At 63.9% G+C, this 14,855-nt stretch carries 14 protein-coding genes; 7 read left to right on the forward strand and 7 right to left on the reverse strand.

The window, feature by feature from the left end; genetic code table 11:
* Nucleotides 1-25 precede the first annotated feature (25 nt).
* Both A5750_RS02435 and A5750_RS02440 read left to right on the forward strand, forming a co-directional pair.
* The gene (locus A5750_RS02435) at nt 26-418 is read left to right on the forward strand and encodes a holo-ACP synthase (protein ID WP_065444533.1); all 393 of its coding nucleotides are present in this window, start codon (nt 26-28) and stop codon (nt 416-418) included.
* Nucleotides 419-529: 111 nt separating this feature from the next.
* Nucleotides 530-1,855 (forward strand): dipeptidase, encoded by a 1,326-nt coding sequence (locus A5750_RS02440; protein ID WP_066958607.1) that lies wholly within the window; start codon nt 530-532, stop codon nt 1,853-1,855.
* 417 nt (nt 1,856-2,272) lie between these two features.
* Here the strand turns inward: A5750_RS02440 and A5750_RS25695 are convergent, their stop codons facing one another.
* The 5 genes from A5750_RS25695 to A5750_RS02460 all read right to left on the reverse strand — a co-directional run bounded on the left by A5750_RS25695 (nt 2,273) and on the right by A5750_RS02460 (nt 6,627).
* Nucleotides 2,273-2,743 carry a hypothetical protein gene (locus A5750_RS25695; RefSeq protein ID WP_156664247.1) on the reverse strand — a complete coding sequence of 157 codons (471 nt, stop codon included), beginning with the start codon at nt 2,741-2,743 and terminating at the stop codon, nt 2,273-2,275.
* Between the two features lie 21 nt (nt 2,744-2,764).
* Entirely contained in the window at nt 2,765-3,928 is a 1,164-nt protein-coding gene (locus A5750_RS02445) for an NDMA-dependent alcohol dehydrogenase (RefSeq protein ID WP_067260998.1), read from the reverse strand.
* Between the two features lie 10 nt (nt 3,929-3,938).
* Entirely contained in the window at nt 3,939-4,733 is a 795-nt protein-coding gene (locus tag A5750_RS02450) for an SDR family oxidoreductase (RefSeq protein ID WP_067261000.1), read from the reverse strand.
* A 117-nt stretch (nt 4,734-4,850) separates the two neighbouring features.
* Complete coding sequence (locus A5750_RS02455; protein ID WP_067261002.1) at nt 4,851-5,483, reverse strand: TetR/AcrR family transcriptional regulator; 633 nt, start codon at nt 5,481-5,483, stop codon at nt 4,851-4,853.
* 40 nt (nt 5,484-5,523) lie between these two features.
* A complete protein-coding gene (locus A5750_RS02460) occupies nt 5,524-6,627 on the reverse strand; it encodes a dihydrodipicolinate reductase (protein WP_067261005.1) in 1,104 nt (367 codons plus the stop codon).
* A gap of 99 nt (nt 6,628-6,726) precedes the next feature.
* Between A5750_RS02460 and A5750_RS02465 the strand changes: the two genes are divergently transcribed.
* Nucleotides 6,727-7,881, forward strand: coding sequence for an ABC transporter substrate-binding protein (locus A5750_RS02465; RefSeq protein ID WP_066958596.1), 1,155 nt, complete (start codon nt 6,727-6,729; stop codon nt 7,879-7,881).
* On the opposite strand, the gene A5750_RS02470 is transcribed toward A5750_RS02465, so the two are convergent.
* Nucleotides 7,843-8,931, reverse strand: coding sequence for a dihydrodipicolinate synthase (locus A5750_RS02470; protein ID WP_066958594.1), 1,089 nt, complete (start codon nt 8,929-8,931; stop codon nt 7,843-7,845). The genes A5750_RS02465 and A5750_RS02470 overlap by 39 nt on opposite strands.
* A 138-nt stretch (nt 8,932-9,069) precedes the next feature.
* Here A5750_RS02470 and A5750_RS02475 point away from each other — a divergent pair, with 138 nt between their 5' ends.
* Nucleotides 9,070-10,308, forward strand: a complete 1,239-nt coding sequence (locus A5750_RS02475) for a cytochrome P450 (protein WP_067261007.1) — start codon at nt 9,070-9,072, stop codon at nt 10,306-10,308.
* A gap of 12 nt (nt 10,309-10,320) precedes the next feature.
* A complete protein-coding gene (locus tag A5750_RS02480; protein WP_067261010.1) occupies nt 10,321-11,367 on the forward strand; it encodes a dihydrodipicolinate reductase in 1,047 nt (348 codons plus the stop codon).
* Here A5750_RS02480 and A5750_RS02485 read toward each other — a convergent pair.
* Entirely contained in the window at nt 11,364-12,398 is a 1,035-nt protein-coding gene (locus A5750_RS02485; RefSeq protein ID WP_231989112.1) for a dihydrodipicolinate reductase, read from the reverse strand. The genes A5750_RS02480 and A5750_RS02485 overlap by 4 nt on opposite strands.
* A gap of 169 nt (nt 12,399-12,567) precedes the next feature.
* Here A5750_RS02485 and A5750_RS02490 point away from each other — a divergent pair, with 169 nt between their 5' ends.
* Together A5750_RS02490 and A5750_RS02495 are read left to right on the forward strand one after the other, a co-directional pair.
* Complete coding sequence (locus tag A5750_RS02490) at nt 12,568-13,764, forward strand: cytochrome P450 (protein ID WP_067261014.1); 1,197 nt, start codon at nt 12,568-12,570, stop codon at nt 13,762-13,764.
* 1 nt (nt 13,765) lies between these two features.
* Entirely contained in the window at nt 13,766-14,830 is a 1,065-nt protein-coding gene (locus A5750_RS02495; protein ID WP_067261017.1) for a spirocyclase AveC family protein, read from the forward strand.
* The last annotated feature ends 25 nt before the right edge of the window (nt 14,831-14,855 follow it).

Raw genomic sequence — 14,855 nt, forward strand, 5'->3', positions numbered from 1 at the left:
CGACCGTCCGTTAGCCTGGCGTCCCATGGGAATTGTCGGTGTGGGGATCGACGTCGTCTCCATCCCTGATTTCGCCGAGCAGGTCGACCAGCCGGGAACCGTCTTCTCCGAGACGTTCACGCCGGGTGAGCGCCGCGACGCGTCGGACAAGAGCTCTTCGGCGGCTAGGCACCTGGCGGCCCGCTGGGCGGCGAAAGAGGCGGTGATCAAGGCCTGGTCGGGATCCCGCTTCGCGCAACGGCCGGTGCTACCCGAGGACATCCACCGCGATATCGAGGTGGTCACCGACATGTGGGGGCGGCCCCGGGTGCGGCTGAGTGGTGACATCGCCAAGCATCTGGCCGACGTGACGATTCACGTGTCGCTGACGCACGAGGGGGACACCGCCGCCGCGGTGGCGATCCTGGAGACGACCTGAGCGTTGCCGAGCGTCACGCCCGCGTGACTGTCGACGTTCAGCGTCACGCCAGCGTGTCCTCCGAAAGCGGGGGTGCCTCCAGCTCGGCGCAAGCCGACTAGCCTCGAGATCATGAGTGATCTTGTTGAGCGCGTCCGCGAGGTGTTGCCGTCGGTGCGTCACGACCTCGAGGACCTGGTGCGCATCGAATCGGTGTGGGCCGACCCCGGCCGGCGCGACGAGGTGCACCGCAGCGCGCGGGCAGTGGCGGATCTGTTGTCGCAGGCTGGTTTTGGCGATGTGAAGATCGTCAGCGAGGGCGGCGCGCCGGCCGTCATCGCGCGCCATCCCGCGCCTCCGGGCGCGCCGACCGTGCTGCTCTACGCCCACCATGACGTGCAGCCCGAAGGCGATGCCGGCCAGTGGGCGTCGCCACCGTTCGAGCCCACCGAACGCGGAGGACGGCTGTACGGGCGCGGCAGTGCCGACGACAAGGCCGGCATCGCAACGCATTTGGCGGCGTTCAAGGCGCACGGCGGCCGACCGCCGGTCGGTGTGACCGTCTTCGTCGAGGGTGAGGAGGAGTCCGGCTCGCCGTCGCTGGGCCGGTTGCTGGCCGCCCACCGCGATGCGCTGGCCGCCGACGTGATCGTCATCGCCGACTCGGACAACTGGAGCACCGACGTTCCGGCGCTGACAGTTTCGCTGCGGGGCCTGGTCGACTGCGTGGTCGAGGTCGCCACGCTCGACCACGGGCTGCACTCCGGCCTCTGGGGCGGGGTGGTGCCCGACGCGTTGAGCGTGCTGGTGCGATTGCTGGCGAGCCTGCACGACGACGACGGCAACGTGGCCGTCGCCGGCCTTCACGAAAGTACTGCTGCCGCTGTGGATTACCCGCCCGAGCGGGTCCGCGCCGACTCCGGGCTGCTGGACGGTGTGTCCGAGATCGGCACGGGTTCGGCGCCGCAGCGGCTATGGGCCAAGCCCGCGATCACCGTGATCGGTATCGACACCACGCCCATCGAAAAGGCGTCGAACACGCTGATCCCGCGGGCCCGCGCCAAAATCAGCATGCGTGTGGCGCCGGGCGGTGACGCCGAAGCGCACCTGGACGCGTTGACGTCGCATCTGCACAAGCATGTTCCCTGGGGCGCTCGGGTCACCGTCACCCGCGGCGACATCGGCGAGCCCTACGCGATCGACGCCAGCGGCCCGGTGTATGACGCCGCGCGGGCGGCGTTCCGGCAGGCGTGGGGGACCGAGCCCATCGATATGGGCATGGGCGGCTCGATCCCGTTCATCGCCGAGTTCGCTGAAGCGTTCCCGCAGGCCAAAATTCTGGTCACCGGCGTGGAGGACCCCGGCACCCAGGCGCACAGCATCAACGAAAGCCTGCACCTGGGCGTGCTGGAACGCGCCGCCGTCGCCGAGGCGCTGCTACTGGCCAACCTGGGCTGACCGCAGCGGAAGTTTCACGGCCAGGGGAAGCCGGGCGCCGGTGGGGGTACTTGGGCCGGATCAGCTTCTGCGAAGTGATACACCGGGCCTGACGGGCCGTTGTCAACGGTAACGGCGAACCAGTCGCACACGCTCAGTCAAATCCTGGCGGTATTGGCACCGTGTATCCCCATTTCTGGCCGGGGCAGTAATGCCAGTACGGCAGGCCTGCCCCGGCGGGTGCGGACCACGTGAGATGGTTGCGTGAATCGGTCCGCCGCCGTGCACGCGAGATCAACACCTTCTTGCGCAACTCAGCTCTGTGCTATTTGAAGCTGCGCCAGAGGACACAATCAGACGCTGACGCGATCGGTCGCTAATTGCCGCACGCGGCTGAGAAACTTGTTTTGAATTAGGAGCTGAGACGACTCGGCGCCATCATGGCGTAGGCAGCGAACGAGGGCTCGCTAATCCTCGCGGGTTTGGAGGTAGGGTGACGCTCAAATCATCCACGGCGACAGAGTATTTGGTTCTCCATAGCTCGGCGTCTACAGGGTCGTCGATGGACACCGCCTGATCGCCGAACGTTTCGTGCGCCTCGAGTGCTACTGAGAGCTTTGCGAGCATGCTGGGTAGGCCTTTTGAGTACCAAAGCCTTCTCAGGGCGACTAGATCACTGAGGTTTTTGAGGTTATAAGTGAGGCTGACTTCTTCGTCATAGGTGTCGGCATGCTGGGCTTTGACAGCGGCGAGCGTTTGCTCTAATTGGACGAGTGACCGTTGTTGATCAAGCAACTCGCGTACGAGTGTCCATACGACAACGGCCGGATCCATACGGAAGGGTCCTTGAGTCTCCATGTCAGGCATGCTCATCGCGTCGTTCCCCTTTTCGCGCGGTTTTCGCTTCATCGCACCACATGGCGCACGACGTCACTCGAAAGCGATGACCCCGCGGATATTCTTGCCGGCTCGAAGGTCTTTCATGGCCTCGTTGATGTCATCGAGCTTGTATTTCTGCGTGACCAGCTCGTCGAGCTTGATCAGGCCCGCCTCGTACATCGACAGTAGTTTGGGCATCGCCTCGCGCGGGTTCATCTCGCCGTAGAGCACACCCTTGAATGTCTTACATGAGCTGATCATGTCAGTAAGGACCATCGGCACCATTAGGTCGGTGATCTTGGGCATCGCGGTCAGCACGCATGTTCCGCCCTTGCGTAACAACATCATTCCCATCATCACCATGTCCGCGGGCACCACCCCGGGCGTGAGAACGACTCGGTCGGCCATCACGCCCCAGGTGATCTCCTTGACCAACTCCAGCGCGGCGCCGGTGTCGAGAGCGGTGTGGGTGGCGCCGAACGTCGGCGCGATCTCGCGTTTGGACTCGTTAGGGTCCACGGCGACGATGTGCTTGGCGCCCGCGACTTTCGCGCCTTGCACGGCGTTCATGCCGATTCCGCCGACACCGACCACGACGACCGTGTCACCCGGTTGGGTGCCCGCCGCGACCGAACCTGACCCGAATCCGGTTGTCACACCGCAGGAGACCAGGGATGCGGCCTCGAGCGGAATCCAATCATGCACTTTCACCAGCGAGCGTTCGGACGCCACCACGTACTCCGAGAAGGTGCCGACCTGCATCATGGCCATGAGGTCCTCGCCCCCGAGATGGCGACGTCGGGTGCCATCGGTGGTCATCGCCTTGTCGTAGATATCGGCCCCGACGTCACACAGGTACGTGTAGCCGGACGCGCACCATCGGCAGCTGCCGCAGGCGGGGAAAAACGAGATGGCCACGTGGTCACCGGGTTGCAAGGTTTTCACCCCTGGGCCGACCGCTTCCACGACACCGGAACCCTCGTGTCCGCCGAGCATGGGAAACCACTCGGGCACCGGGAGCCCCGACGCCCGCATCATCTCTTCCATCTCCTTGGTGGGCACGCTGTCGCCGGTGTAGAAGTGCTCGTCGGAGTGACAGATGCCGGCGTACGCCATCTTGACCAGGACCTCGCCGGCATGTGGCGGATCGAGTTCGACCTCGGTGACTTCCCAGTCCATACCTACACCGCGCAACACGGCCGCTTTTGATTTCATCGCGGTTCCTTCAGATGTCCCATTGTCGGAGTTGGGCCACCGCGCCGGACGGCCGAGGCGCCAAGGTTAAATAGGGAATGAAACTGCTGTTACCGCAACGGAGTACGGAATGCACGACGTCGACAAGGTGTGGGGCCTCGACAAGGCCGCCCTGCATGTAGCCATGGTCCATCCAGTAGTGGATGGCAGCCTCCAGAGCCTGGGGGTCCCAGGCCTTGTTGAACTCTGTCTGTGAGTCACCCTCACCGCCGAAGCAGTCTCCGACCGCAAGTCGGGTGAAGCCGATGTTGGGATGTTCGATGCGCCATGCCTCGACGAGCTTGTCGAGGGCGGCTTTGGACACCGCATACGCGCCAAGCAGCGGCCACGGCGCGGAATAGGAGGCGCTCAGGGACGATAGGTACACCGCGGATCCGGCCGAGGCGGCCAGGTGCGGCGCAGCGGCAGCGGTGATGAGGGACGCACCGGTCACGTTGGTAGCGAACAGCTTCCCCCACTGCTCGGCGTTGACATCGGTGAGCGGTGCGAGCACGCCGACACCCGTGGTGTACACGAGCGCGTCCAAGCCGCCGAAAGTATCGACGACTTCGGTGATCGCCCGCCCGCACGCCGCACCATCGGTGACATCGACCGCGACCGCAACCGCGCCGTTGCCCGCCTCTTTGGCAGCGTTCTCCAGGCGGTCACGACGCCGGGCGAGGAATGCGACCCGGGTGCCCTTGTCGGCCAGGCCCATACCGATGCACCGGCCCAGGCCCGCAGATGCTCCAACCACGGCAACTCGCAGCGGTGGTGTCTCAGGCATCGGCTCTCCTAGCAGAAGTCGAGAGGAACATTATCAGTTCGGTAGAGGAATCATATTCAGTTATCGAGAACAATCATTTCCGCATGTAGCGCAAGCGTTCCGCCTTCCGGGCAGAAACTATCGTCGCAGTACTTTTCGAGGCTCGAGGGCGAAGCTGAGCAGGAGCCGGTCCAGAACCTTGGCCGCCCTAACCCGGGCCTTGGCTGGGCGGTCGGCGTGCGCTACGAGGAGGGCCGCCTCCTCGACTGCCGCTACGAGTAGATGCGTCAGCTCTCCGACCGGGTGGTCGTCGATAATGCCCTCGGCGATCGCTTCGTCCACCAACTCGTTGATCAGGGCAATGCTGTTGCTCTCCTGGATGGAGCGCAGCGTCTGCCAACCCAGCACCACCGGTCCGTCGATGAGCATGACGCGCTGCACTTCGGGTTCGAGAGCGGATTCGAGGAATCCGCGCATCCCGACGGACAACTTTTCCCATGCGTCGGCGCCTTGCGGCGGTGAGGCGAGCGATCGCAGCGTCAGGTCGCGTTCGACCTCTTCGAAGACCGCGCGAAAGAGTTCGGCCTTGTCCTTGAAGTGGTGGTAAAAGGCACCGCGAGTGCCTACACCGGACCTCGTCACCAGGTCCGAAATACTTGTCTCGAAATATCCCTTCTCGACAAACAGCGCGCGACCGGCGTCGACTAACTCGCGCCGAGTCCGATCCCCCCGCGCCCGGCGCTCCCCGTCGGCGCCACCGCGCTTGGCCATTCCAGCATCGTAGCAACATTCATCTTGTATGTTGAACCGCTCAGCGCACGATGCCGATCACCGGCATCAGCCCGAGGTCGCTGTGGGACTTGAACCCCGGCGGTGCGTCACAGCTGGCGGGAATGGTGTTCACCGGCTCCATCGCCGTCCACGCGTAGCCGACGTAGCCGGGTTTGGCAGTGTCACGAGCGTTCTGGTCACCGCGCAGAACTAATTCGGTGCCCGGGTCGCCCTCGATCACGATCCTGTAGTGGTAGTAGGGCTCCCAATCGGGTTTAGGTTCGATGGCGTCGTGTTCGATGAACGAGTACAGCTCGTGCAGCGTGATGAACGGCCTGCCGTCCACCCATGCCGTCCAGAGGTGATGCTGGGCGGCGGCGGTTCCTTTCTCGATCACGCCCTTTAGACCGGGCATGTCCATATCCGCGGTGCCCTCGTACGGGATGTCGCGGGTTGCGATGCCCAGCTTGACGTCCGTAGTGAACTTCTCCACCGTTTTGCCCAGTCCTTCCACCACCATGGTCAGCGACTGTGCGAACAGCGACCAGGCGTCGGCGAAGAGATTGCCCTTGGCGAACTCGTCCGGCGTCTTCCCAAATCCCATCTCGTCCAGATACTTCAAAGTGTCTTTGTTGAAGTTGACCGCCTCGTAGATGTGGATGTGATCGGTCTTGCCGACGATCCGGGCCAAGGTGAGCACGAGCAGGTCCGCGGCGTAGCCGGGATGGATTCCGCCGCCGTGGAACGACGTCGCACCCTCGGCGCATGCGGCCTCGATCTTGTCGATGTCAGCCGCGTTGGCCTCGGTTCGGTGCCACCACGCGCCACCCGAGGCGACGACGCTCTTGCCGCCGCGCAGCAGTCGGCATATCTCGTCGAGGTCTGACCACAGCGGCGCGTAGAACACGCAGTCCGCGTCTAACGCCTCGAGCGCGTCCTTGTCGGTGGTGGCCAAAACGCCGATGGCTGGAACCCCGACGAGCTCGCCGGCGTCTTTGCCCACCTTCTCCGGGCGATTGCACAGCACCCCGACAACGTCGAAGACGGGGTTGTGCGCCATGTGGCGCAGCGCGAGCGTCCCGACATTGCCCATGCCCCACTGGATGACGCGGTACTTCCTGCCGGTGGCCGGTTCGACGGACATGGCGGCGACGTTACCAATACCCGGCAATCCGTATATGCGATTTCGTAAACGTGCATTTCCGTCGGCGGCCGGACAACCTTCGTATTGTATGTTGCCCTAATGGCAGACGTAGAGGCTCGCGCGTACGGATCGGTTGCGCCGTTGAAAGTGGGGTTGCTCAACGATTATCCGACCCAAGCCAGCACGGAGAACGACACTGTCGACACACTGCGGTTGGTCTTCGACGAGGCGGTCGCCGCGGGTCTGCTCGACCGGCCCGTAGAGCTGGTGGAACGTCATGTGATCGGTCTCCCCAACGGCACGTACCACGCCGTGGAGACCGCCTACGACGAGCTGGTCGCCGAGGGGTGTCTCGCGATCTACGGTCCGTATGTCTCCGACAACGCGGTGCCATTGGCGGCGCACGCCGAACGAGTGGCCAAGGTTCCCAACATCATCTTGTCGGGCTCCGAGGGAGCGCTCGGCGAGTGGACGTTTGCGCTCAACAACGGATCGATGCCCGAAGAGCCGGTGATGCTGGCCGCCGTGATGCTCGGGGACGGGCGATCGCGGATAGCCATCGCCTACGAAGCATCCCTGATCGGCAAGGAGTACCTGGCGTTCGCCGAAAAGGCTTATTCTGCTGCCGGATTGAAGGTCGTGACCACGGTCGCGATACCGCAGGTGGAAGCCGACAAATCCAAGGTCGTCAACGAGCTGCGGGGTGCCGAGCCAGACGCCCTGGTGCATGTCGGGTTCGGCCACGGGCTGTGGGGCTTCACCGACGCGCTGCGGGCGGTGGGATGGGATCCACCGCGGTACACCACCACCGCATTCGAGATGGCTCACATCAACGCCGAGTGGATGCGGCAGCTGTCGGGCTGGGTCGGGCTGGATAGCTACGACGAGCGCAATCTCGTTGGGCAGGCATTCCTGGATCGCTTCGAGGCCCGGTTTGGCCGCAGGCCGGCACATTCGATGCCCGGCCTGACGCACGACGTGGCGACGGTGATCGCGCGTGGGCTCGCTGCCGCGCGCCCGTTGACCGGGGGCGGTGCCAAAGAGGGCATCGAGCAGGTCAAGCTCGTCCCGTCGGCCAGTGGGGCGCCGGGGACTTTTCTGCGATTCGGCCGCTGCATCCGGCAAGGCTGGATGGGCACGGACTATTTGATCGCCCGCCGGGTGCTGCCGGACGGTTCGGCGCACGTGTTCCACGCTGCGCCAAGTGACCACATCTCACGCGCGGTCGGTCTGACTCTTACTGGTCCCCGCTAGCTGGATCGCACCGAACACCGGGGCGGTTACGACGCCCGCTGGGGCAGCCAGCACGTCGGGAATCGCGCGCACCGCCCCCATCGCGATCATGAGATGCCCCGGCTCGGCGTGCGTTCCGGTGGGCGGCTCGTCGTCCCATCCGACATCCAGCTGCAACTCAAAACTTGGCTTTCCCTTGATGACGGCCCGGATCAGCGGCGCCTTTTCGCCGGGAGTGAGGGGCTTTAGGCCCCACTGCGGGAGGTCGCGGGTGAGGACCCACTCCTCGTGGATGGCGAGCAGCGGCCGGTCAGACCAGTGACCGACCCACGAGAACCTTTGTCCGACAACAGTGCCCGCTTCGATAGTGCCGGCGCGGACCTCGAGGTCGTGGGGTAGTGTCGTGGCGTCGACCGACACGTCGACATGTGACAGCGTAATCCCAAGGACGTCGGCGGTCGCGTTGAGCGCCTGGCGATAGGCCAGGTCGAGCTTTTTGATGATCGGGGAATTGACGCTTACATCTTCGGGCGGTCTGCCCATACCCATGAGATCAACGAGCATCGGTTTGCTGTCGACCGCCGATACGTCGGTGGCCTCGAAGAGATCGATCCGGTCGATGGTCTTGGACAGCGCCGTCATCGTGGCGACCAGGCGTTCGAACATGAAGCCCGGATTCTCGCCCGCCGCATGGAAGCGGGACCCGCCCGCGCGACAGGCTGCGACAAAGGCGCGCTCGGTCTCCGCCCCGTAGGTGGGCAGGTGGTTGTACGAGGTGGTCGTGATGACATTGGTTCCCGAGGCGAGCAGCCGACAGATATCTTCGGCGTTGGTTTCGACGGCATGCGCCTTGCTGGCGGCGTGGATGACCACGTCGGCGCCCAGCGCGAAGATCTCCTCCTTATCCGAGGTGGCGAGGACTCCGGTGGTGGGTGGCAGCCCACACAAGGTTCCGGCGTCCTGCCCGGCCTTGGCGGGGTCGTACACCAGCACACCGGCCAACTGGTAATCAGGATTCTCAATCAGTTCCTGCAGCGCGGCACGGCCAACCGCGCCCGTAGCCCATTGCACGACTCGAGTTGCCAATCGAACGCTCCTGGTTGCTGTTTCGGTCCGTACGGTAACTGGCCCACTCAACCTACATCATGTAGGTTTTCAACCAGCAAGGTGTATGTTGTGCGAGCCGATGCACGAGTGAGGAGTCGTCACATGGCCGAGCCGGCGACTGTCGAGGAGCTTGAACAGAGCATTCGGGACGCACAGGACAGATTCAACGAAGGCATGGGTGCCGACGGCGACGCATCGCCATACCCGATGCTCAAGAAGCTGCGTGCACAGAGCCCGGTGCACGCCGGCTGGCCGGAGATGGGGATGGTCGGCAATTCGGGTGACGGCCCGCCGACCTTCACCGCCTACACGTTCGACACCGTCAAGGCCATCTTCACCGACAACATCACCTTCAGTACGCGCTGCTACGAAGATGTCGTCCGGCCACTCCAGGGGCCGACCATCCTGGAGATGCAGGAACCCGAACACGCGGTCTACCGCAAACTGCATGAGTTCGCCTTCGCCCGCTCTTCGATGAAGCGCTGGGACGCCGAACTCGTCGGTCCCTTGGTGGAGAGAACCATCGCAAAATTCAAGGACGCCAAGCGTGCCGACCTTGTCGATGCGGTGTTCATGCCGATCCCGGTGCGGGTGATCGCGGCACTGCTGGGACTTCCGGATGCCGATGTGCTGCAGTTCCACCGACTCGCCATCGACCTGCTGGGCTTCCGCGGGGACATGGAAGCCGCTTTGCGCGCATCGGCCGAGATGAAGGAGTACTTCGTCAAGATACTTGCCGACAAGCGAAAAGCCCCGAAGGACGACATGGTTTCGATCCTGGCCGGTGCCGAAGTCAATGGCGTGAAGATGTCCGACGAACAGATCTACGGTTTCATGCGCAACCTGCTGCCGGCCGGCGCGGAGACGACCTCGCGTTCGACGGCCAGTCTTGCCCTGGCGCTATTGACGCATCCCGACCAACTCGACGCCGTCCGCGACGATCGCAGCTTGCTGCCTCAGGCCATCGAGGAAGGGATCCGCTGGGAAACCCCGCTGCTCAACTTCATGCGCGAGGTCACCTGCAATACCGAGATCGGCGGAGTGCAGCTTCCCAAGGGCGCAACCATGATGCTCAGTTTGGGAAGCGCGAATCACGACGAGACACGTTGGGAAGAACCAGAAAAGTTCGACATCTTTCGGGAGCGTAAGCCGCACATCGGCTTTGCTCACGGCGCACATGTGTGCCTTGGTATGCACTTGGCCCGGCTTGAGACCACCAAGATTTTCAACGCGCTTTTCGACGAACTCCCCGACCTGCGGCTTGATCCCGACGCACCCCCGCCGTACATCACCGGCACGATGTTCCGTTCCCCGCCCCGCCTCGACGTCGTGTGGGATTGAAAGGGGTATGCGATGCCACGGGTGATCCAGTGGGCCACTGGCGTTACCGGGATGATTTCGCTTCGTCACGTCATCGAGCGAGCGGATCTGGAACTGGTCGGGGTGCGCGTCTATGACCCCGCGAAGGCGGGAGTGGACGCCGGCACGCTGTGTGGTTGCGGCGAGGTCGGACTTCACACCACCGCCGATCGCGACGAGATCATCAACACCGACGCCGACGTGGTGCTCTACATGGGCAAGGTCGAGACGGACACGCCGGGCTGTTTTGCCGACGTCTGCGAGTTGCTCGCGTCGGGCAAGAACGTCGTGGCCACCGGGAGCCGTTTCATCGATCCCCGTTCGCTGCATGCCTCGTTGGCAGATGACATCGAGAACGCCTGTCGCACGGGACAATCCTCGTTCCTTGGGGTCGGCCTATACCCGGGATTCTTCGGCGAATCACTTGCGCCCGTCCTGTCGCGACTCACCGCGCGTACCAGGCGGATCAGCGTGCGTGAAGTCCTGAATTACTCGACCTACGCCAGCCATGATCTGATTTTCAATGCCATGGGTTTCGGACATACGACCGACGATACGACGCCGCTGCTGACCAACACCGATTACGCGGCGAGCGCCTGGATCGGCAGTGCCACCGTGCTCGCACAGTCGCTGGGGCTCAAGATCAGGTCCGTGCAGGGTTTCCGCGAGGTCCAGACCACGCCGCGGGCGTTGACCGTGGCCGCCGGCGAGATCCCTGCGGGCACGGTTGCCGCCATGCGCTTCGGCGTCGAGATCGATTGCGGTGCAACCACCGTGGCTGTCGAGCACCTCACCCGGATGGCCGATGACCTCGCGCCGGACTGGCCGACGGAGATCGGATACGAGCTGAGCTTTGATGGCGAGCCGAACCTGAAGTGCCACCTCGTGATCGGCTCGCACGACCAGGATCACGCCAAACAAGGCTGCTTGGCCACCGCCATGCATGCGATCAACGCGATACCGACGGTGATGGCGGCCGATCCGGGCCTCTACGACGTTTCCACGATCATCCCATTTGTCGCGCACTGGACCAACCGCTAGAGCGCACCCGGACTTCGATTGCCGAAACCGGTGTAGCTGCGGACCAGCGGGAGATCGGCCATCGTCGCGAACCCTGCCGGCGCGGCGCACACGGCCGGAATGGCGTTGACGACCTGCATGGCGACGGTGATCAATCCAGCCCTGACGTGCTCCTCGATCGAAGCATCGCGCGAAAAGCTGGCCAAGGGAAAGAAGTGCGTCCGCATGGACGGATCGCCCTCGATGGTCAGCGTCCACCCGTCAAGGGGTTTGGGCCACTGTTTGGGGTACTCGCCGCCGACCGTCCACAGCGTCTCGAACTCGACCAGCGTCTCCCCGTTGCGATGGCCGACGAAGTTCCACCGCTGTCCGGCGGTAGTACCGGCTTTGACAACGTGGTCGAAGATCTGCAAGTCCTTTGTCGCGGGGACGGGTTCAAGCGTGACTGAGACATCGTCGATGTCGCCATTCAAGACGTCCGAGATGAACCACGTCTGCTCGACGAACAGTCTCGTCAGGAAGCTTAGGTACTCGTTGGCTGTCGGCGTGACCTCTACGATCGGCCGACCGAACCACATCCCGTCGAAGGTGATCGCGGTGCTCTCCCACAGCGTCCAGTCGGCGCGCTCCTGCAGCGTGATCCGATCGATGGTGCGGCTCATCCCGGACAGCGCGAGCGGCAGCACCCCGGACAGGTTGCCGGGGTTCAGGCCGCTGCCGTGGATGGTGCTGCCTCCCTTGTCGCACGCGGCCTGCAGGCGCGCGCGGTCGGCTTCCGGTATCCGTCGCGGGTGGAACAGGAACGCCGGCGTTGCCACGTTCTTTCCGCTCGCCAAGAGAGCGCACACGTCGTCAACATCGGTGAACGACGGCGCGTACAACACCAAGTCGGCGTCGAGCGCGAGGATCTGCGCGACGTCGGTGGTTGCGGTGACGCCGATCGGCTCTCTGCCGACCAGCGTTCCGATGTCCACGCCGTTCTTCTCGTCGGAATACACCCGCGCGCCCACCAATTGGAGGTCTGGCCGGTGATCGATGATGGCCCTGACCATCTCGCTGCCCACGGCGCCGGTGGCCCACTGGATGACTCGTAGTGGACGGGTGCTGGTGGTCAAGTATCGACTCCCTTCGCGTCGCATCGCGGATCTCCAATGTATCGGCAGTGCTGTGTTCTTAAGGCAAAAACTCGTTCCGGCAGCCGATAACGCCTATTCTCATCCTGTGACATACAGGGTGAAGGTTGACCCGTACTACGACCCGTTCGACTTCGAGATCGATGACGACCCGTATCCCGTGTGGAAACAGCTGCGTGACGTCGCACCGCTCTACCACAACGACAAGTACGGCTTTTACGCGTTGAGCAGACACGCAGATGTCGCGCGCGAGCTGGTGAATTGGAATGACTACCGGTCCGGTAAAGGCACGACCATCGAAATCATCCTCAGCGGGGTCGAGGTGCCACCGGGGATCATCCTGTTCGAGGACCCGCCGATTCACGATTTGCACCGGCGATTGTTGTCAGGGGTGTTCACGCCGCGGCGGATGGCGGCAATCGAACCGCTGGCCAGGGAGTTTTGCCGGCGCGCGCTGGAGCCCCTCGCGGACGCCGACACGTTCGACTTCATCGCCGACCTCGGCGCGTGGATGCCGATGCGCACGATCGGATACCTGCTGGGCATACCTGAGGACAGGCAGGTCGCGATCCGGCGGCACACCGACCGGCTCCTCGAATTGAAAGACGGCGGGCTCGCCCAGGTGGCCGATGACATGCTGACGCGTCAGGGGTCGATGCTGCAGGAGTTCATCGACTGGCGCTACGACCACCCCTCCGATGATCTGATGACCGAACTGGTCAACGCCGAGGTCGAGGAACCGGACGGTAGCCGCAGGCGGTTGACACGTGCAGAGGTGCTGACCTACACGGGCACCGTCGTGGGCGCCGGCAACGAGACCACGACGAGGTTGATCGGCTTCGCCGGGCAGCTGTTGTCCGATCACCCCGACCAGCGCCGGGAGCTCGCAGCGGATTTCAGCCTCATTGCCGGGGCGGTCGAGGAAGTGCTGCGCTACGAGGCCCCGTCACCCGTGCAGGCGCGCCATGTCGCCCGTGACGTCGAACATTATGGGCAGACGGTTCCCGAAGGGTCGGTGATGTTACTACTCAACGGATCCGCGAACCGCGATGAACGCCAGTTCGCCGACGCCGATCGATTCGACATCCACCGGCGGGCGGCACATCTGTCCTTCGGGCACGGCATCCACTTCTGCCTGGGTGCTGCGCTGGCGCGCGTTCAGGCACGCATCGCGCTTGAGGAAGTGCTCACCAGGTGGCCCGACTGGCAAGTCGACTACGACAACGCGAAGCGTGCGCACACCACCAGCGTTCGCGGCTGGGCGAACCTGCCGGTGCGGGTTTGACATGACGAACACTGTTGACAGCAGCCCCGACTCTCGCGCCACCGACGTGGCCAGGCCTCGGTTCTCGCGATGGCGGGCACGAGCTGGCTGGGGGCTGTTTATCCTCGCCTACCTGGCCTTTGCGGTCATCACCATCGCGACGATCCAAACCGGTCTGCACGGTGACCCGGCCAGGACGAATCCGCATCCGGATCCTGCGCCCTATCCGCCGTTCCTCGGCTTCGACAACTGGCCACTCGCCGTGTCCATCAGCTCGATTCCAATGGCGGTCGGCTTGATCGCCACGCTGGTATGGCTGTCCTATAGACAACGCAAGGTGCACTGGGCGGTCGTGATCGCCTTCGCCGGGTTGATCACTGGTGCGCTCGATCCGCTCGCCAACTGGGCGACCTTCGCGATCTTCGATCCGCGCATGTTGCATTTCCCGCTGACCTGGCCATATGTCAACATTTCGCCGGATCTTGAACCGGCGTTGGCGTTCCTGGGCGGTTACGCCGCCTACTATCTGCTCACCGGACTCGCGATCCTGAAACTGCACAACCGGTTCGTCGCACCGTTGATCCCGTGCACGAGTTGGCTTGCGCACCATCGGCTTGTCGCGGTTTTCCTCGGTGCGGCCACCGTGGCAATTCCGATCAACGGCCTGGTGCAGTTCACCTGGATGAGGTGCGGCATCTTTTTCTACACGGAAGCGGTCGGCCCCGTGCTGCGCGTCGGGCATGTCCATTTCCCGCTGATCATGGCGGTGTACGACTCGTTCATCTTCGCGATGGTCGCGGTGATGTGCGTTCGCGACGAGGATGACGAACTGGTGCTGATCAGTCGCATCGCGCGATGGTTGCCGCCACGCCGAGGACGTCCGAAGCTGACGTTGACCCGACAGTTGCTGATCTCGGTGACGGCGGGGCTCGTCACTTTCGCGGTGCCGCTGGCTGTGCTCGCCGGCCTGCGGGCGGCGGGCGTGTCCGAGCCCGCCTACGACCAGAACCCTTATCCGACTGTGAAGGTCTACGACCCGTACGGCCATCTGCAGAATGCGGGCAAGCCGGGGCCGTTCTACAGGTGATTCGCGCCAGGCCTAGCGCCGAACT

The sequence above is a fragment of the Mycobacterium sp. 852002-51613_SCH5001154 genome (assembly GCF_001667425.1).
Taxonomy (GTDB): Bacteria; Actinomycetota; Actinomycetes; order Mycobacteriales; family Mycobacteriaceae; genus Mycobacterium.

Coding starts and splice junctions, on each gene's coding strand:
- A5750_RS02460 (WP_067261005.1), bottom strand. CDS start 6,627: ATGTCCGTCGAACCGGCCACCGGCAGGAAGTACCGCGTCATCCAGTGG.
- A5750_RS02435 (WP_065444533.1), top strand. CDS start 26: ATGGGAATTGTCGGTGTGGGGATCGACGTCGTCTCCATCCCTGATTTC.
- A5750_RS02480 (WP_067261010.1), top strand. CDS start 10,321: ATGCCACGGGTGATCCAGTGGGCCACTGGCGTTACCGGGATGATTTCG.
- A5750_RS25695 (WP_156664247.1), bottom strand. CDS start 2,743: ATGAAGCGAAAACCGCGCGAAAAGGGGAACGACGCGATGAGCATGCCT.
- A5750_RS02450 (WP_067261000.1), bottom strand. CDS start 4,733: ATGCCTGAGACACCACCGCTGCGAGTTGCCGTGGTTGGAGCATCTGCG.
- A5750_RS02475 (WP_067261007.1), top strand. CDS start 9,070: ATGGCCGAGCCGGCGACTGTCGAGGAGCTTGAACAGAGCATTCGGGAC.
- A5750_RS02485 (WP_231989112.1), bottom strand. CDS start 12,398: ATGGTCAGGGCCATCATCGATCACCGGCCAGACCTCCAATTGGTGGGC.
- A5750_RS02455 (WP_067261002.1), bottom strand. CDS start 5,483: ATGGCCAAGCGCGGTGGCGCCGACGGGGAGCGCCGGGCGCGGGGGGAT.
- A5750_RS02465 (WP_066958596.1), top strand. CDS start 6,727: ATGGCAGACGTAGAGGCTCGCGCGTACGGATCGGTTGCGCCGTTGAAA.
- A5750_RS02495 (WP_067261017.1), top strand. CDS start 13,766: ATGACGAACACTGTTGACAGCAGCCCCGACTCTCGCGCCACCGACGTG.
- A5750_RS02445 (WP_067260998.1), bottom strand. CDS start 3,928: ATGAAATCAAAAGCGGCCGTGTTGCGCGGTGTAGGTATGGACTGGGAA.
- A5750_RS02440 (WP_066958607.1), top strand. CDS start 530: ATGAGTGATCTTGTTGAGCGCGTCCGCGAGGTGTTGCCGTCGGTGCGT.